Raw genomic sequence first — 17,373 nt, 5'->3', positions numbered from 1 at the left:
GATAAATTCATTTCCCCGCGAAGCGCTCCCGGTTCAGGATGACGGCGTTGCCAGGAGCGCCCCCATGAACATCACGATCCTCGACGATTATTTCGACACGTTGCGCACGCTGCCGTGCTTTCGCAAGCTGGACGGGCACGCGGTCACGATCTGGAACGATCACGTGCAGGACGTCGACGCGCTGGCCGAGCGCCTGCGCGACACGGACGTGCTGGTGCTGATCCGCGAACGCACGCAGATTCGCGCGCCGCTGATCGTGCGGCTGCCGAAGCTGCGGCTGATCAGCCAGCGCAGCGTCTATCCGCACATCGACATCGATGCGTGTACCGCGCACGGTGTGATCGTGTCGTCGAACCAGCATGCGGGCACGCCTTCCTATGCGGCCGCCGAGCTCACGTGGGGCCTCGTGCTTGCCGCGATGCGCCGGATTCCGCAGCAGATGCGCGCGCTGCAGGCCGGCGATTGGCAGATCGGCGTCGGGCGGACGCTGCGCGGGCGCACGCTGGGGATTTACGGCTATGGCCGGATCGGTGCGGAGGTCGCCCGGTATGGCGCCGCATTCGGGATGAACGTGCTGGTCTGGGCGCGCGAAGCGTCGCTGCAGCGTGCGCGCGACGACGGGTGGAGCACGGCGCCGGACAAGCCCACTTTCTTCGAAACTTGCGACGTGCTTTCGCTGCACATGCGGCTCGTGCCGGCCACGCGCGGCATCGTGACGGCCGAGGATCTGGGCCGGATGAAACCCGGCGCGCTGCTGGTGAACACGAGCCGAGCGGGCCTCGTTGCACCGGGTGCGCTTGAAGCGGCGTTGCAGGCCGGCAGGCCCGGGATGGCGGCGATGGACGTCTACGAGACGGAGCCATTGCGCGACCCGCGGCATCCGTTGCTGAGTTTGCCGAATGTCGTGTGTACGCCGCATATCGGTTACGTGACCGAGGACGAATACGAGACGCAGTTTTCGGATGTGTTCGACCAGATCGTGTCCTATGCGGCCGGACAGCCGATCCACGTGGTCAACCCGGATGTACTCGCGCGCGAAACGGCGTCGATCGAGCCGCTGATCCTCGACCTGCTCGAATGGATCGGGCCTGCCGGGCGGCCCTATGACGAGGTGATCGATGCGTGGCGCACGTCGTGTCCGCGCCTGCCGGTATGGGAGGAAGCCTGCGCGCGCGGCTACGTGGTGCGGCACCCGGCGCGTGACGGCGTGGCGATGGTCGAGGTGAATGCGGCTGGCCGTGCCCGGCTTCAGGCCGAACGAGCGTGATCGCGCCGATGCGGTCGGCGCACGATCGCGGGGCCGCGTGTCATGCCGGTTTTTCCGACATGGGCGGCGCGCTGGCGTCGAATACCGTCAGGCCTTCCGTCGGGTCCGTCGGCGTGTCCCACGGACGTGCCGCAATGGCCCGTTGTGCAGCTGCGTAGCCGGCCTGCCGTCGGGCGGCGATGCCGTCCGGCGTGAAGTCGATGTCCTTCAACTGATTGTCGCCGGCGAGTCGCGGCGCCGCGAGCTTGACCAGGTGCATCGTGGTTTCGCAGCCCCACGCGGCGAGCCGGCGCACCGCCGGCGACGCGCGTTCGGCTTCCGGCACGTGCCGGGCCAGTTCGCGGATCACGTGGCGCAGCCGGTGGATCTGCTGCTGGCGCGCGATGTGGCTGTCGGTGCGGCTCGCATACTGGATGTCCTTCTGGCGCTCCGACACCTGCCAGATGCTCTCGGGCTCGGGGCCGGCCGGGTTCCACATCTGGACGGAGAAGATGATCGAGCTGCGGCGCGGGTTGTCGTCGAGCACGACCTCGACGGGTGTGTTCGAGTACACGCCGCCATCCCAGTACGGCTCGCCGTCGATCCGTATCGCCGGGAACGCGGGCGGCAGCGCGCCCGAGCTCATGATGTGCTCGATCCCGAGCCGCGTGTCGCGCGAATCGAAATAGCGCATCGTGCCCGTGCACGCATTGACCGCGCTGACGGTCAGGCGCGGGTGGCCCGCGTTCAGCAGGTCGGGATCGATCAGCGACATGAGCGTGTCGCGCAGCGGCGCGATCCGGTAATACGACGCGCGATCGACGCCGAGGCGGACCATCGGCCCGAGCCACGATGCCGGATTGGGCTGGAAGAATCCCGCGATGCCGCCGCCGATGATCATCAGCTCGGCCAGCGTCCGGTCCCAGCCGGGCAGCAGCGGCGCAGTGTCGAAACGGGTCCGCTCGGTCACTCGGCGCCAGAATGCGGACAGTTTCTCGTAGCGCAGCGCCGGCGGGTTCCCGGCGATCAACGCCGCGTTGATCGCGCCGATCGACGTCCCGACCACCCAGTCGGGCCGGATACCGGCTTCGTCCATCGCCTGAAAGACGCCGAGCTGGAACGCGCCCAGTGCGCCGCCGCCCTGGAGCACGAGCACCACTTGCCCGGGGAGATCCATGCGTGCCGGCTGGCTCGCGGTCATGGCTGGCCTCGCTGCGTGTGTCGGTGGGTCGGATCCGAACGGATCGATTCAGTTTAGGCGATCGGCGGCGGAGGGCTGCCCGCAGTGCAGCGGGCGGCTGCAGGTGCTTCGCCAGTCGTATCCGACCCTCAAGCAGATTCGGGGTAGTGCGCTCGCGTGCGGCAGCTCGCGCCGATTCGGGCCGCGCATCCACCGGCATGAGCAGCTGGCGTCACGCGTCCGGGTAAGGCGTGCCGTCCTTGTGCAGGAACCGGCCGTCGCGGCTCGGGCTCATCATGTCGATGTCCGGGCAGGTGATCACGTCGTCCGGCGAGCGCGAGCCGACCTCGAGATACACGGCGACCGCATCCGACCGGTTGACCAGGTGATGGCCGTTGCCCGAGTCTTTCGGGAACGCCGCACAGTCGCCGGCGCGCAGCACGGTTTCGCCGTCGTCCTCGATCAGCACGAGTTCGCCTTCGAGCACGTAGACGAATTCGTCTTCGTCGGAGTGCCAGTGGCGCTGGCTCGACCAGCCGCCCGGCGGCACGCGCATCAGGTTGACGCCGACATCGCGCAGCCCGCCGGCGTTGCCGACGCGCTGGCGGATGCGCTGCGCGCACGGCGCGTCGAACGGCCGCGGATAGCCGCTGCCGAGGCGTTCGGGCACGGCGCTGAGGTCGATCCTGGGCATGGGCGGCTCCGTCAGCCACGCGGGCGAATGGGATGGGGGCATTGTAGGCGGCTCGCCGTCCGCCATTCGTCCGCGTGTTTCGCCGTGCGCCGCGTCATTCGACCGTGATGGTCTCCTTCATGTACGGGTGAATCCCGCAGAACACCTTGTAGACGCCCGGCTTGTCGAAGCGGAACGAGTACGTATCGTTCTGGTCGAGTGCGCTCGAGTGAAAGATGCCGGCATCGTTGACGACCGTGTGCGGCTCTCCGTCGAGGTTCTTCCACGTGATCGTCGTGCCGGCCTTGATCGTGGTCGACATCGGCGAAAACATGAAATTGTGGATCGTCACGAGCGAGCCGTCGGGGCCCTGCGCGAACGCGGTGAGCGGGGCGGCGGCGGTGGCGTACAGGATCAGCGCCGCGATGAGTCTGGATTGCTTGAAGCGGGTCATGTCGGTCTCCCTTGGGTTCGGTGCGTCAGGCCAGCGTCGCATCGTGCAGCGACGATGCAACCGGATGGCCCGCGAAGTCGACGGTCGTCACGCCGAGCATCGACGGCAGCCGGTCGCGCGGCACGGTGAGCGGCAACGGGCCCGGGCCGTTGCCGGCCGTCGGCTGCGGGAACGCGGTGGAGCGCGCGGTGTGGAACGTCACGTTGCCCTCGACCTTCGACACGATCTGGTGGATGTGCCCGTTCAATACGGTGACCGAGCCGAAGCGGCGCAGCAGCGCCATCGTCTGTGGCGCGTCGCCGGTGCCCCAGCCCCACGGCTCGTAGATGGTCCACATCGGCATGTGCGAGAACACGACGATCGGCGTGCTCGACGAGCGGCCCTTGAGATCCTGCGCGAGCCACGCGAGCTGGTCGTCGCCGAAGCTGCCGAGCCCGTTCGGCTTGAAGTGCATCACGTTGACGAGGCCGATGAAGTGCACGCCCGCGTGATCGAAGCTGTAATAGCCGCGGTTGTCCGACGCCTTGCCGAACCGGCCGAAATATTCGGCGCCAGAGCCGTCGGTGACGTCATGCTCGCCGGGCACCGTATGCAGTTCAGGCACGCGCAGCGCGGAGAGCAACTGCGACGCGTGGTCGAACTCCTCGGGCTTGGACAGGTGCGTGATGTCGCCCGTATGGATGGCCAGCGCGGGCATCGCCGGCATGCCGTTGACGAGGTCGATCGTCTGCTTCAGCGTGGCCGATACGTCGGGGTTCGCCTCCTTGTTGAAGCCGATGTGCGTGTCGCTGATCTGCACGAACAGCGGGCGGCCCGCGTTGGCCGGGAGTGCGTCGCCGGTCTGCGCAAGCGCGAGGTCGAACGGCGTCAGGATGCCGCCCGACAGCGTGAACAGCGTGCCGAGGCCGCCGAAGGCCATGCACTGCAGGGCCTTGCGGCGCGACGGGTTGGTGGGGGTCGATGAAGACATGTGAGCCTCGCATTCGTGTGACGAAACCGGACGGCCGGATCGTCCTGGATAAACCGGCGCCTTCGCGTGCCATACCGGCGCAGCGGCGAATTTATTCCCGTGCGTTACAAGGTCGAACACCCGTGTGGGCGGCTTGCGCGGCGGTGCAGGATTTTTGAAGGATGACCTGTCAATGTCTTGTAAGTGACACGTCACATTTGCGTCACGACCGACCGATAGCCTGCGACTCCGAGTCACCTCTCCGGAGCCCCTTCATGCCGAATCTCGCGGCAACGGAAACCAGCGGTGCGGTCAGCAACCGCACGCGTACCATCAGCCTCGCGCTGTTTTTTCTGATCATTGCCTGCGGCATCGTCTATGTTGGCATCCATCTCAGCGCCGACCTCAGTCCCGTCAAGGAAAGCTCGGTCCTCCCGTTCCTGCTGCTGATCGTCGCGCTGCTGATCGCACTCGGCTTCGAGTTCGTGAACGGCTTTCATGACACCGCGAACGCGGTCGCGACCGTCATCTATACGCACTCGCTCGACCCGCATCTGGCGGTCGTCTGGTCGGGCCTCTGGAACCTGTTCGGCGTGCTCGTATCGAGCGGCGCCGTCGCGTTCGGCATCCTGCAGTTGCTGCCGGTCGAGCTGATCCTTCAGGTGGGCAGCGGCTCGGGCTTCGCGATGGTGTTCGCGCTGCTGATCGCGGCCGTCACGTGGAACCTCGCGACCTGGTATTTCGGGCTGCCGTCGTCGAGTTCGCACACGCTCGTCGGCTCGATCATCGGCGTCGGCCTGATGAACCAGATCGTCAGCGGCCCGTCGGGCACGAGCGGCGTCGACTGGAACCAGGCGCTCGGCGTCGGCAAGGCGCTGCTGTTCTCGCCGCTGATCGGCTTCGTGCTGTCCGCGCTCGTGCTGCTGCTCCTGAAGGCGCTCGTGCGCGTGCCGGCGCTGTACCAGGAGCCGAAGGGCAACAAGCCGCCGCCGTTCTGGATCCGCCTGCTGCTGATCCTCACCTGCACGGGCGTGTCGTTCGCGCACGGCTCGAACGACGGCCAGAAGGGCATGGGGCTGATCATGCTGATCCTGATCGGCGTGATGCCGACCGCGTATGCGCTGAACAAGGCCGTGACGCCCGACCAGACGAGCACGTTCGTCGCGGTGGCGCGCCATGCGTCGACGACGCTCGTCAAGTACGCGGACCCGGCCGCACAGTCGACCGACCCGCGCGCCGATGTCGAGGCGTACGTGCGCACGCACAAGCTGACGCCTGCGACGGTCCCGGCATTGGGCAAGCTCACCGACACGATCGCCGACCAGGTCGCGCAGGCCGGCGGCATCTCGAGCGTGCCGCAGAACCTCGTCGACAACGTGCGCAACAACATGTACGTCGCGTCCGAGGCAATCCGGCTGATGGAGAAGGCGAAGGCGCCGGCGTTCTCGGTCGAGGACGCGAGCGCGCTCGAAGCGTTCAAGCAGCAGATGGACCGCGCGACGAAATTCATCCCGACCTGGGTGAAGGTCGCCGTCGCGATCGCGCTCGGCCTCGGCACGATGGTCGGCTGGAAGCGGATCGTCGTGACGGTCGGCGAGAAGATCGGCAAGTCGCATCTCACCTACGGGCAGGGCGCATCGGCCGAGGCCGTCGCGATGCTGACGATCGGGATGGCCGACGCATACGGGCTGCCGGTGTCGACGACGCACGTGCTCGCGTCGGGCGTGGCCGGCACGATGACGGCCAGCGGCGCGGGCCTGCGCTGGGATACGGTGCGCAACCTCGTGCTCGCGTGGGTGCTCACGCTGCCCGCATCGATCGCACTGTCGGCCGGCCTGTACTGGGTACTGCACGGACTGTTCTGACCCGCGCCGGGGGGCGCGACGTCCGGCCGCGCATGGCGCGGCTGGTCCCATCGATTTTCAATTCAACACAAGACGCTACCGATGGATATCAGTTTCGATCCGAACCGCACCGCGAACGCCTCGGCGTGGCGCGTGCTGCCCAACCGCTGGGATGCCGTCGCGTTTCCGCTGATCATCTGCCTGCTCGCGATGACGATCATCGGCTTCCACCAGACGATGGCGCCGATCGGCGTGCTGCAGACGCAGAAGATCACGCTCGACCCGGCCAACCTGCCCGAATACGCGTTGCGCACCACGCTGCGGATGCTCGCCGCGATGGTCGCGTCGCTCGTGTTCACGCTCGTCTACGGCACGCTCGCCGCAAAAAGCCGCCGCGCCGGCATGGTGCTGATTCCGATCCTCGACATCCTGCAGTCGGTGCCGGTGCTCGGCTACATCTCGTTTACCGTCACGTTCTTCCTCGCGCTGTTTCCGGGCCGCGTGCTCGGTGCGGAGCTGGCCGCGATCTTCGCGATCTTCACGAGCCAGGCGTGGAACATGACGTTCAGCTTCTACCAGTCGCTGCGCACGGTGCCGCGCGACCTGCATGAAGTGTCGCGCGGCTTCCACCTGACGGCGTGGCAGCGCTTCTGGAAACTCGAGGTACCGTTCTCGATGCCGGGCCTGATCTGGAACATGATGATGTCGATGTCGGGCGGCTGGTTCTTCGTCGTCGCGTCGGAGGCCATCACGGTCGGCAACCAGACGATCACGCTGCCGGGCATTGGCGCGTATCTCGCGCAGGCGATCTCGGACAAGAACCTCGGTGCGGTCGGCTGGGTGATCGTCGCGATGTCGGTCGTGATTCTCGCCTATGACCAGTTCCTGTTCCGCCCGCTCGTCGCGTGGTCCGACAAGTTCCGGATGGAGAACACCGCGTCGGGCGATGCGCCGCAATCGTGGCTACTCGACATGATGCGCCGCACGCACCTGATCCATCAGCTGCTCGTGCCGGCCGGCTGGCTGCTGTCGCAGGCTGCCCGCGTGCCGCTGCGCATCCCGTCGTTCAAGGGCGTGGGCGCGCGCGTCGTATCGAGCAAACGGTCGTCGCGGATCGGCGACATCGTGTGGGGCGTGCTGGTGGTCCTGTTGACGGTGTATGTCGTGTGGCGCGTCGTGACATTCGTCGCGACCGGCGTGACGATGGCCGAGGTCGGCCACGTGTTCGTACTCGGCCTGATCACGCTGCTGCGCGTGCTGTTGCTGATCCTGATCGCTTCGTTGATCTGGGTGCCGCTCGGCGTGTGGATCGGGCTGCGTCCTGCGCTGGCCGAGAAGATCCAGCCGCTCGCGCAGTTCCTTGCGGCGTTCCCGGCCAACCTGCTGTTCCCGGTGTTCGTGATCGTGATCGTCCGCTTCCACCTGAACGCCGACATCTGGCTGTCGCCGCTGATCGTGCTCGGCACCCAGTGGTACATCCTGTTCAACGTGATCGCGGGCGCGATGTCCTATCCGAACGACTACAAGGAAGTGACGAAGAACTTCCATATTCGCGGCAAGCAGTGGTGGCGGCAGGCGATCCTGCCGGGCATCTTCCCGTACTACGTGACCGGCGCGATTACCGCATCGGGCGGCGCGTGGAACGCGAGCATCGTGTCCGAGTTCGTGCAGTGGGGCGACACGAAGGTCGTCGCGCACGGCCTGGGCGCCTATATCGCGCAGACGACTGCCGCCGGCGACTTTCCGAAGATCATCCTGGGCATCGCCGTGATGTCCCTGTTCGTTACCCTGTTCAACCGTCTGCTGTGGCGTCCGATGTACGCCTATGCGGAAGCCCGGCTCCGTCTCGATTGAGAGTAAGCACGATGCAAAATTCGAATGTTGTGAATGCCCCTGTCCAGACGAACCAGCCGGCCCAGCCGCCGCGCCTCGGCGACGAGATCCTGCGCGTCGAGCATGTCAGCCGCGGTTTCAACAAGTCGCAAGGCGAGTTGCTGGTGCTCGACGATGCGAACCTGTCGCTGCGCGAAGGCGAGATCGTCGGGCTGCTTGGCCGCTCCGGCTCGGGCAAGTCGACGCTGCTGCGCATCATCGCCGGCCTGATCGAGCCGACCGGCGGCGAGGTGTCCTATCTCGGCAAGCCGCTGGATGGTCCGGCCGAGGGTGTCGCGATGGTGTTCCAGACCTTCGCGCTGTTCCCGTGGCTCACCGTGCTGCAGAACGTGGAAGCCGGCCTCGAAGCGCTCGGCGTCGATGCGCGTGAGCGGCGCGAGCGTGCACTCGCCGCGATCGACCTGATCGGTCTCGACGGCTTCGAAAACGCATATCCGCGCGAGCTGTCGGGCGGCATGCGTCAGCGCGTGGGCTTTGCGCGTGCGCTCGTCGTCGATCCGACGATCCTGCTGATGGACGAGCCGTTCTCCGCACTCGACGTGCTGACGGCCGAGACGCTGCGTACCGACCTGCTCGATCTGTGGACGCAAGGCCGGATGCCGATCAAGTCGGTGCTGATCGTCACGCACAACATCGAGGAAGCGGTGTTCATGTGCGACCGGATTCTCGTGCTGTCGTCGAACCCGGGCCGCGTGATTGCCGAGATCAAGGTGCCGTTCAAGCATCCGCGCAACCGGCTCGATACCGATTTCCGCAAGCTCGTCGACGACATCTACGCGAAAATGACCGCCCGCCAGACCAACGAGGCGACGAAGAAGGGGCTGGAGCTCGGCAGCTGGATGCCGCGCGTGTCGACCAACCTGATGGCCGGCCTGATCGAAACGCTCGCGATGGCGCCGTACCACGGCCGCGCGGACATGCCGGAAATCGCGCGTACGCTGCACCTCGAGGTCGACGAACTGTTCCCGATCGCCGAAGTGCTGCAGTACCTCGGCTTCGCGGATGTGCGGGAAGGGGATGTGTTCCTCACGCCGCCCGCGCGCGTGTTTGCGGAATTCGGCACGCAGGAGCGCAAGCTGATGTTCGCGGATCACCTGCTGAAGCACGTGCCGCTGGCTGCACGGATCAGGAAGGTGCTGAACGAGCGCCCGGGCCATCGCGCGCCGCGCGTGCGCTTCGAGCAGGAGCTGGAGGATTTCCTGTCCGACGAAGCGGCCGAGGAAACGCTCGACGCGGTGATCGACTGGGGCCGTTACGGGGAAGTGTTCTCGTATAACGACAAGACCGAGGTGTTCAGCCTCGAGGATGTCGAGAGCTGAAGCCTGTGCCCGAATGGCGAGCCATCGTCATTCGGGCAAATCCCGCTGACTGATATCCGGCTCGTTCCCCCCGGAGTTCAGATGCTCGATCTTCTCCATCCGCTGCCTTGCCAGCTCGGGCAACTGATTCGTCACGCCGATCACGAGTGCTTCAGCGAGCGCGAGCGCCGGCACGTTGGTTTGTAGCATCGCGAACGGCTGCCCGCGGATGCGCAGCACGATCTCCGCAAACTCGCCGATAGGCGAGTGCCATTCGTCCGTGATCAGCAGCACGCGCGCGCCGAGCCGATGCGCGGCCTGCGCAAAGCGAATACTGTCCCGCTGATAGCGGCGAAAATCGAAAATGACGAGCACGTCGCCGGGCCCCATGTCCGCCAATGCGACCGACGCGAGGTTCACATTCGGTTCGACATACTGAACATGGGGCCGCGCGTAGGTCAGCGTGAACGAAAACAGCGACGCGAGTGGCGCCGTGTAACGCCCGCCGCCACAAAAGACACGCACATCCGGATTGGCCAGCAGCGCCACCGCGGCGTCGAATGCCGCCGCATCGAGTCCTTCGATCGTGGTGGCCAGCGACCCGGACAGCCGCTGGAAAATCGCCGAATGACTGTCGCGCATGCCGCCGGCCGAGTGGAACGCATCCATCCGCGCGAGCGGCGAATTCATCGCCGTGTCGATTTCACCGTACAGCGCCTGCTGGAACGACGAGTAATTCGGAAAGCCGATCCGGACGACAAAGCGAAACACGGTCGGATCGCTCACCTCAGCCTGTTTGGCAAAGCTCGCAATCGGCCCGAGCCCGAGGCTCGGGTAGCGGTCCAGCAACGCCTGCGCGACCTTCTGTTCCGACGGCGTGAAGCTATCCATCTGGGATAACAGCAACGCCCTGATGCTCGTCCCCATCGGGCACTCCAGCTCTCTGATCTGAATGACAAACGGCAGACGGATGTCTGCCGGCGACTCCACGCATGTTAGCCGATCGACGCTCGACAGGCCGCCGGCGGCCCGAAATTAGAGGGACGCATCACGCGATCGCGTGATGCATCGGGTTGTGTAATAAAACAAACATACATCGAAATGTGCCCTTGGCCACAGTGGTCATAAATTCAGTGATAACCCTAGGTTTTAGCGAAAAAAAGCGAGTGCTATGATCGCGGCCTCGCCGGGATGTATTGTTTATTACATGCCGGATTGGCGGCGCCGACACGCGACGATGCGACGGCGCATCCCGGCCTGGCCCGGTTTATTTGTCTGGAGGATCCCGTCATGAGGCGGCTCGTAGTACTCACCCTGTTGTCGGCCATGAGCGTGTGCGCGTTCGCCGCGTCGGACCCCGCGGTTGAAGCGAAGAACGGCATGGTCGTTTCGTCGCAGCATTTCGCGTCGCAGATCGGCGTCGACATCCTGAAGGAAGGCGGCAACGCGGTGGACGCGGCGGTGGCGGTCGGCTACGCGCAGGCCGTGACCAACCCGTGCTGCGGCAACATCGGCGGCGGCGGTTTCATGACCGTCCACCTGGCCGACGGCCGCGACCGCTTCATCAATTTCCGCGAAACCGCACCGGCTGCGGCTTCCGCGAACATGTATCTCGATGCGAAGGGCAACGTCATTCCGGACGACAGCCTGTACGGCTATCGTGCGGTCGGCGTGCCGGGCACGGTCGCCGGCCTCGATCTCGCACAGCGCAAGTACGGCAAGCTGACGCGCAAGCAGGTCATGGCGCCGGCGATCCGCCTCGCGCGCGACGGTTTCGTGCTGACGCGTGGCGATACGGACATCCTCGACACGACGATCGACCGCTTCAAGAAGGATCCGGATGCGGCCCGCATCTTCCTGCGGCCGGACGGCACGCCGCTGCAGCCGGGCGATCGCCTGGTGCAGAAGGACCTGGCCCGCACGCTCGAGCGCATCGCGGAGCAGGGCCCCGACGCGTTCTATCACGGCGAGATCCCGAAGACTGTCGAGGCGGCGGCCAAGAAGGGCGGCGGCCTGATCACGGCGGCCGACTTCGCGTCGTACCGTGCGCAGGACATCGCGCCGCTGACGTGTTCGTATCGCGGCTACGAGTTCGTGTCGGCTCCGCCGCCGAGCTCGGGTGGCGTGACGATGTGCGAGACGCTGAACATCCTCGAAGGGTATGACATGCGCAAGCTTGGCTACCATTCGGCCGCGGCGGTGCACTACATGACCGAAGCGATGCGCCATGCATACGAAGATCGCAACACGCTGCTCGGCGATCCGAACTTCATCGACAACCCGGTCGCGAAGCTGACGAGCAAGGAATACGCGGCGCAGATCCGCAAGAGCATCCATTCGGATACGGCAACGCCGTCGGTCGACGTGCAGCCGGGCGTCGGCGTGCACGAGAAGCCGGAGACGACCCACTATTCGATCATCGACAAGGACGGCAACGCGGTGTCGACGACCTACACGGTCAACGGCCGCTTCGGCGCCGTGGTCATTGCGCCGGGCACGGGCTTCTTCCTGAACGACGAGATGGACGACTTCACCGTGAAGGTCGGCGCGCAGAACCTGTTCGGCCTCGTGCAGGGCACGCGCAACTCGATCGCGCCGGGCAAGCGTCCGCTGTCGTCGATGGCGCCGACCATCGTGAAGAAGGACGGCAAGGTGTTCATGGTGGTCGGCTCGCCGGGTGGCTCGCGCATCATCACGATCACGCTGCAGACGGTGCTGAACGTGATCGACTACGGGATGACGCCGCAGGACGCGGTCACCGCGCCGCGCATCCACCATCAGTGGCTGCCTGACGAGGTCTATTACGAAACCTACGGCCTGTCGCCCGACACGCTCGCGATCCTGCGCAACATGGGCTACAAGATGGTCGAGCAGACGCCATGGGGCGCCGCCGAGCTGATCATGGTCGGCCTGCCGGGCACCGAAGCGGCGAGCCGCCAGAGTTCCGGGAACGATTCGTCCGTGTCCGGCAACGTGCGGGTCGGCTTCATCTACGGCTACAACGATCCGCGCCGTCCGGCCGGCTCGGCAATCGGTTACTGATCTGGCCTGATCGCATCACGCTGAATCGCTGCCGCCGGCGTTCGCCTTCGCGCGAATGCCGTAGCGGCGGCAGCACGTCAGCTCGCGGATAGCCGCGAGCCTGACCGGCGCCGGCGCCCGTGCCCGACACACCGGGCACGACCGGCTCGCCACGCGCGCGCCCTGGCACGGCACCGGATGCGCGCCCTTCATCCGTCAACTTCTTCCCGTGCGTCGAATTCCGTTATGAACAAACGAATGTCCGCGGCAGGCTGGATCCTGCTCGCGATGGCTGCCGGCATCCTGATCGGCTACATGATCTATACGCAACTGCCGGACAAGCAGTCCGCGGTGGAGATCGCCGGCTACATCTCGCTGGTGTCCGACGTGTTCCTGCGGCTGATCAAGATGGTGATCGGCCCGCTGGTGTTCTCGACGCTGGTCGTTGGCATCGCGCACATGGGCGACGCGTCGTCGGTGGGCCGCGTGTTCGTGAAGGCGCTCGGCTGGTTCGTCACCGCGTCGCTGATCTCGCTGCTGCTCGGCCTGCTGATGGCGAACCTGCTGCGTCCGGGCGAGAACCTCGGGCTGCCGCTGCCGGATATCGGCGCGTCCGCGCATCTCGCGACGTCCAAGTTCACGCTGAAGGATTTCGTCGGCCACATGGTGCCGAAGTCGATCGCCGAGGCGATGGCGAACAACGAGATCCTGCAGATCGTCGTGTTCTCGATGTTCTTCGGTGTGGCGCTCGCGTCGCTCGGCGAACGCGGCAAGATCCTTGTCGCGGCGATCGACCAGCTCGCGCACGTGATGCTCAAGATCACCGGCTACGTGATGAAGCTCGCGCCACTCGCGGTGCTGGCGGCGATGGCATCGACCGTCGCGATCAACGGCCTGTCGATCCTGCTGAAGTTCGCGGTGTTCATGGGCGACTTCTACCTGAGCCTGTTCCTGCTGTGGGGCACGCTCGTCGCCGCCGGGCTGCTGTTCCTCGGCCGCCGCGTGTTCAAGCTGCTGGTGCTGATCAAGGAAGCGTTCATGCTGTCGTTCGCGACCGCGAGCTCGGAAGCCGCGTATCCGAAGATCCTCGATGCGCTCGACCGTTTCGGCGTGCGCCGCAAGATCTCGAGCTTCGTGATGCCGATGGGGTATTCGTTCAACCTCGACGGCTCGATGATGTACTGCACGTTCGCGTCGCTGTTCATCGCACAGGCATACGGCATTCACCTGTCGCTCGGCACGCAGGTCACGATGCTGCTGATCCTGATGCTGACGTCGAAAGGCATGGCCGGCGTGCCGCGTGCGTCGCTCGTCGTGATTGCTGCCACGCTGCACCAGTTCAACATCCCGGAAGCCGGGCTGTTGCTGATTCTGGGCGTCGATACGTTCCTCGACATGGGCCGTTCGGCCACGAACGCCGTGGGCAACTCGATCGCCAGCGCGGTGGTCGCGAAATGGGAAGGCGAGCTGATGCCGGAAGCGGAAGCCGAGGCGAATGCGGCGCGGCTGGATGCGGAAGCCGAAGCACGCATGAACGAGGCGGTTCGCGATACGGATCGCGTCACCACTGCCTGAAGCGGAATCCCGGGTCGAATCCCGGGCTGTCAGGCCGCCTCGGCGGGGCGGGCCGCGTCGATGCACGCGGCCAGCACCATCGCGGCGGCGTTGCCCGGCGTCGAGCCGAGCAATTGCGGCGCGAAGACACTGTCGCCGATCTTGATCGGCTGCCCCGACAGCGCGCACACGCCACGCTTGCGCGTCGTGAACAGCCGCCACTTCTGATAACCGTAGTGCCCGGTGCACGCGTCGCACCATGAAATCATCACGGTGTCGGCCGTGGGCCGCTCGAGCACGCTGATGGACGGCTTGCTCGTCGCGTCCCACGACGGCAGCCGGTCGCGCGTGACGCTGCGCCGCCGCGGCACGCCCCACGAGACGGACGGCATGTCGAAGCTGCTGATCGCGGCAACGGTCACGAGCCAGGGCGCTAAACGGTTGTTCATGTCAGTTTTCCTCGAAACGTTACGCGACACCGCCACACGCGGTATCACGACAGGCGGATGCGCGGCTGCACGCAGCCGTTGATCCGTTCGGCGATCCACAGCAGGGTCGCCTTGGAGAAGCCGTGCAGCGCCTGCTGGTGCCGCCGGTAGAGCATCAGGTGGCTGAACTGCGCAAAACGCCCCTGGATGAAGCCACCGCGAAAGAACCCGAACTGCCCGAGCGTGCCGAACGCGTCGTAGTCGCTGATCGACACGAGCGCGCCGAAATCATGGAACGCGAATGGCGGAATCGGCTTGCCTTCGAGCCACGCGGGCAGGTGCTTCGCGAGATGCTCGGCCTGTTGCGTCGCGACTTGCGCGGTGGGCGGCAGCGGCCGCTCGTGGCCGTCGGGCAGCAGGCTCGCGCAATCGCCGATCGCGAACACGTGGTCGTCGCCGGTTGCCTGCAGCGACGGCCCGACGACGATCTGGTTCGCACGATTCGTGTCGAGCCCGTCGAGCGCCTGCATGAAATCGGGCGCCTTCACGCCGGCCGCCCAGACCATCAAGTCCGCCTCGGCGAACGAACCGTCGCCATAGTGGAAGCCGTTTGCGGCGGCGGACGTGACGCGGGTCGATGTCAGCACGTGAAAGCCGATCTGTTCGAGCCGCCGCTGCGCGGACGCGGAAATCCGCGGCGGAAACGCGGCGAGGATGCGCGGGCCGCTTTCGAGCAGCGTGAGCTGCAGCCGCTCGCGCACGGTCGCGTCGCCATAGGCCTGGGCCACTTCCAGCAAGCGGCTCAGCTCCGCCGCGAGTTCCACGCCGGTCGCGCCCGCGCCGACGATCGCGACGCGGAACGGTTCGTCGCGCGCGATGCTGCGAAAGACGCGCACCCGCAACGCTTCGTTGAAGGTCTCGGCCTGCTTCTGGCTGTCGATGAAATAGCAGTGCTCGCGCACGCCCGGCACGCCGAAATCGTTGGCCTGGCTGCCGAGCGCGAGGATCAGCACGTCGTATTCGAGTTCGCGTGCCTCGAGCACGAGTTCGCCGTCCTGCGAGCGGATCTCGCCGAGCTGCACGCGACGGCGTGCGCGATCGAGCCCCGTCAGTTCGCCGGGCTGGTACGAGTACCCGTGGTCACGGGCATGGGCGAGGAAGATCACCTGCTGCTGCTGCACATCGCGCGTGCCGGCCGCGATCGTGTGCAGCATCGGCTTCCAGATGTGGGTCGGGCTGCGGTCGACGATGGTGACCTGTGCGCGCCCGGACCGGCCGAGGCGCTCGCCCAGGCGGGTGGCGAGCTGCAGTCCGGCGATGCCGCCGCCGACGATGACGATGCGTGTAGGGGTTGTCATGGATAAATCATCAAGTGATGAATAATGTATGATCCTAGCGCTTCCCGGCTTCGCGTGTCAACGGAGCGGGGCAGGTCACCCGGTTTTCGGCGCCGCTAAAGCGGGGCCTGAACAGGGGTATTCGAATCATTCAAGGAGATCAGGAAGACGTGGCTGAAGTCACTGAGCGCGCGCCGGCCAAGCGGCGTATGCGAGGGCGGCCGCTGGCCGGGGCGTCCGTGGGGCCGGACGTGATATTGCGGGCCGCGCGTCGCACGTTCGCGAAGCGTGGCTACGACGCAACGAGCGTGCGCGAAGTCGCGCGCGAGCTGGGGGTCGATGCGGCGCTGATCGCGCACCATTTCGGTACGAAGGAAACGTTGTGGCTGGCGGTCGTCGAGCAAATCGCCGAGCTCGCCGTGCCGATGTTCGACGCGCTGCGCGCGTTGCGCACGTCGCCGCTGTCGCCTCGCGACCGTGTGCTGCGCGCGATCGAGCTGTGTGTCGAGCACGAGTTCGACGAGCCCGACATGGGCATGTTCTTTTCGACGGCGGCGACCGAAGTGGGCGGGCGGCTCGACCGGCTGCAGGAGCGGATCGTGCGCCCGTATTACGACGTGCTGTTTCCGCTGTTGTCGGACGGCGTCGAGGCCGGCGTGATCCGTCCGGTCGATCCGACCGTGCTGTTCTTCATGTTTGCGAGTGCGATCGGCACGACGGTGTCGTACAGCCACATGATGCTGGAGTACACGTCGCTGCCCACGCGGCAGGACGCGTTCCGGAAGGCCGTGGTCGACGTCGCGTTCAACGTCGTCGGCGGCTGAGCACGGCGCGCGTGACGCACGCGGTCACGTCGCCAGCACCAGCCCCAGTTCGCGTACCGCGCTTCGCGCGGTCTCGCGCAGCGCATCGATGAGCGGCGATGGCGTCCGGTACGCGATCGCCAGCTCGTACGCGAGCGGGCTGCCCGCATCCTTCAGTTCGCAGAACGTAATGCCTTGCGGCTGCATCGGCACGAACAGGCGCGGCATCAGCGCGACGCCGATGCCGCCCGCGACGAGTCCGGCCGTCGTCTGCATCTGGCGCGGCTGCTGGACGACGCGCGGCGCGAAGCCGGCCTGCGCGCATGCCGTTGCGATCAGCGCATGCATGCCGGGCCCGTGGTGCGCGGCAAACATGACCCACGGTTCGTCCGCCAGTTCTGCAAGCGCGATGCGCCGGCGGTGTGCGAGCCGGTGACCGTCGGGCAAGGCGGCGACCATCCGGTCGCGCAGCAGCGGCTCGACGCGCACGTCGCCCGCATCGGCCACCGGCAGCACGACGAGGCCGACGTCCGTGCGGTCCTGGCGCAACGCGAGCACCTGCTCGGCGGTCGTGCCTTCCTCGAGCTGGAAATCGACGTCCGGATGGCGTTCCTGGAACGCGCGGAGAATCAGCGGCAGCAGCGCGTTGACCGTGCTGTCGACGAAGCGCAACCGCAGCGTGCCGCCGAGGCC

General features: G+C 66.2%; 14 protein-coding genes and 1 pseudogene. 7 read left to right on the top strand and 8 right to left on the bottom strand.

What is annotated here, in order from left to right:
• Positions 1-64: 64 nt before the first annotated feature.
• Positions 65-1,033: pseudogene (locus G3O00_RS16740) on the top strand (D-2-hydroxyacid dehydrogenase family protein); the annotation flags it as partial.
• Between the two features lie 274 nt (positions 1,034-1,307).
• On the opposite strand, the gene G3O00_RS16735 reads toward G3O00_RS16740, so the two are convergent.
• From G3O00_RS16735 to G3O00_RS16720, 4 genes are all read right to left on the bottom strand, one after another.
• The gene (locus G3O00_RS16735) at positions 1,308-2,447 is read right to left on the bottom strand and encodes a patatin-like phospholipase family protein (RefSeq protein WP_206143663.1); all 1,140 of its coding nucleotides are present in this window, start codon (positions 2,445-2,447) and stop codon (positions 1,308-1,310) included.
• 211 nt (positions 2,448-2,658) lie between these two features.
• A complete protein-coding gene (locus G3O00_RS16730; protein WP_206143662.1) occupies positions 2,659-3,120 on the bottom strand; it encodes a cupin domain-containing protein in 462 nt (153 codons plus the stop codon).
• 94 nt (positions 3,121-3,214) lie between these two features.
• Positions 3,215-3,553, bottom strand: a complete 339-nt coding sequence (locus G3O00_RS16725; protein ID WP_206143661.1) for a cupredoxin domain-containing protein — start codon at positions 3,551-3,553, stop codon at positions 3,215-3,217.
• Between the two features lie 25 nt (positions 3,554-3,578).
• Complete coding sequence (locus G3O00_RS16720) at positions 3,579-4,523, bottom strand: metallophosphoesterase (protein WP_206143660.1); 945 nt, start codon at positions 4,521-4,523, stop codon at positions 3,579-3,581.
• A 254-nt stretch (positions 4,524-4,777) separates the two neighbouring features.
• On the opposite strand from G3O00_RS16720, the gene G3O00_RS16715 reads away from it, so the two are divergent.
• From G3O00_RS16715 to G3O00_RS16705, 3 genes are all read left to right on the top strand, one after another.
• Positions 4,778-6,367, top strand: coding sequence for an inorganic phosphate transporter (locus tag G3O00_RS16715; protein ID WP_206143659.1), 1,590 nt, complete (start codon positions 4,778-4,780; stop codon positions 6,365-6,367).
• Between the two features lie 81 nt (positions 6,368-6,448).
• Positions 6,449-8,200: an ABC transporter permease subunit gene (locus G3O00_RS16710; protein ID WP_206143658.1), complete on the top strand. Its 1,752-nt coding sequence runs from the start codon at positions 6,449-6,451 to the stop codon at positions 8,198-8,200.
• 11 nt (positions 8,201-8,211) lie between these two features.
• The gene (locus G3O00_RS16705; protein WP_206143657.1) at positions 8,212-9,558 is read left to right on the top strand and encodes a nitrate/sulfonate/bicarbonate ABC transporter ATP-binding protein; all 1,347 of its coding nucleotides are present in this window, start codon (positions 8,212-8,214) and stop codon (positions 9,556-9,558) included.
• Positions 9,559-9,585: 27 nt separating this feature from the next.
• On the opposite strand, the gene G3O00_RS16700 is transcribed toward G3O00_RS16705, so the two are convergent.
• Positions 9,586-10,464 (bottom strand): MurR/RpiR family transcriptional regulator, encoded by an 879-nt coding sequence (locus G3O00_RS16700; RefSeq protein ID WP_206143677.1) that lies wholly within the window; start codon positions 10,462-10,464, stop codon positions 9,586-9,588.
• Positions 10,465-10,827: 363 nt separating this feature from the next.
• Here G3O00_RS16700 and ggt point away from each other — a divergent pair, with 363 nt between their 5' ends.
• Positions 10,828-12,579 (top strand): gamma-glutamyltransferase, encoded by a 1,752-nt coding sequence (gene ggt, locus G3O00_RS16695; RefSeq protein ID WP_206143656.1) that lies wholly within the window; start codon positions 10,828-10,830, stop codon positions 12,577-12,579.
• A 225-nt stretch (positions 12,580-12,804) separates the two neighbouring features.
• Positions 12,805-14,133, top strand: coding sequence for a dicarboxylate/amino acid:cation symporter (locus tag G3O00_RS16690; protein WP_050781619.1), 1,329 nt, complete (start codon positions 12,805-12,807; stop codon positions 14,131-14,133).
• 29 nt (positions 14,134-14,162) lie between these two features.
• On the opposite strand, the gene G3O00_RS16685 is transcribed toward G3O00_RS16690, so the two are convergent.
• Positions 14,163-14,561 (bottom strand): DUF3331 domain-containing protein, encoded by a 399-nt coding sequence (locus G3O00_RS16685; protein ID WP_011354605.1) that lies wholly within the window; start codon positions 14,559-14,561, stop codon positions 14,163-14,165.
• 44 nt (positions 14,562-14,605) lie between these two features.
• Positions 14,606-15,898, bottom strand: coding sequence for an NAD(P)/FAD-dependent oxidoreductase (locus G3O00_RS16680; protein ID WP_206143655.1), 1,293 nt, complete (start codon positions 15,896-15,898; stop codon positions 14,606-14,608).
• 149 nt (positions 15,899-16,047) lie between these two features.
• On the opposite strand from G3O00_RS16680, the gene G3O00_RS16675 reads away from it, so the two are divergent.
• Positions 16,048-16,701 (top strand): TetR/AcrR family transcriptional regulator, encoded by a 654-nt coding sequence (locus G3O00_RS16675; protein ID WP_174932599.1) that lies wholly within the window; start codon positions 16,048-16,050, stop codon positions 16,699-16,701.
• A 24-nt stretch (positions 16,702-16,725) separates the two neighbouring features.
• Here the strand turns inward: G3O00_RS16675 and G3O00_RS16670 are convergent.
• The coding region (locus G3O00_RS16670; protein ID WP_206143654.1) for a LysR family substrate-binding domain-containing protein at positions 16,726-17,373 on the bottom strand (648 nt) is incomplete at its 5' end.

It is taken from the genome of Burkholderia sp. Ac-20384 (genome assembly GCF_017104605.1).
Lineage (GTDB): Bacteria > Pseudomonadota > Gammaproteobacteria > Burkholderiales > Burkholderiaceae > Burkholderia > Burkholderia lata.
The sequence above is the reverse complement of the archived record's forward strand: the minus strand, read 5'-3'. Positions and strand labels throughout refer to the sequence as shown.

Coding starts and splice junctions, on each gene's coding strand:
- G3O00_RS16735 (WP_206143663.1), bottom strand. CDS start 2,447: ATGACCGCGAGCCAGCCGGCACGCATGGATCTCCCCGGGCAAGTGGTG.
- G3O00_RS16730 (WP_206143662.1), bottom strand. CDS start 3,120: ATGCCCAGGATCGACCTCAGCGCCGTGCCCGAACGCCTCGGCAGCGGC.
- G3O00_RS16725 (WP_206143661.1), bottom strand. CDS start 3,553: ATGACCCGCTTCAAGCAATCCAGACTCATCGCGGCGCTGATCCTGTAC.
- G3O00_RS16720 (WP_206143660.1), bottom strand. CDS start 4,523: ATGTCTTCATCGACCCCCACCAACCCGTCGCGCCGCAAGGCCCTGCAG.
- G3O00_RS16715 (WP_206143659.1), top strand. CDS start 4,778: ATGCCGAATCTCGCGGCAACGGAAACCAGCGGTGCGGTCAGCAACCGC.
- G3O00_RS16710 (WP_206143658.1), top strand. CDS start 6,449: ATGGATATCAGTTTCGATCCGAACCGCACCGCGAACGCCTCGGCGTGG.
- G3O00_RS16705 (WP_206143657.1), top strand. CDS start 8,212: ATGCAAAATTCGAATGTTGTGAATGCCCCTGTCCAGACGAACCAGCCG.
- G3O00_RS16700 (WP_206143677.1), bottom strand. CDS start 10,464: ATGGGGACGAGCATCAGGGCGTTGCTGTTATCCCAGATGGATAGCTTC.
- ggt (WP_206143656.1), top strand. CDS start 10,828: ATGAGGCGGCTCGTAGTACTCACCCTGTTGTCGGCCATGAGCGTGTGC.
- G3O00_RS16690 (WP_050781619.1), top strand. CDS start 12,805: ATGAACAAACGAATGTCCGCGGCAGGCTGGATCCTGCTCGCGATGGCT.
- G3O00_RS16685 (WP_011354605.1), bottom strand. CDS start 14,561: ATGAACAACCGTTTAGCGCCCTGGCTCGTGACCGTTGCCGCGATCAGC.
- G3O00_RS16680 (WP_206143655.1), bottom strand. CDS start 15,898: ATGACAACCCCTACACGCATCGTCATCGTCGGCGGCGGCATCGCCGGA.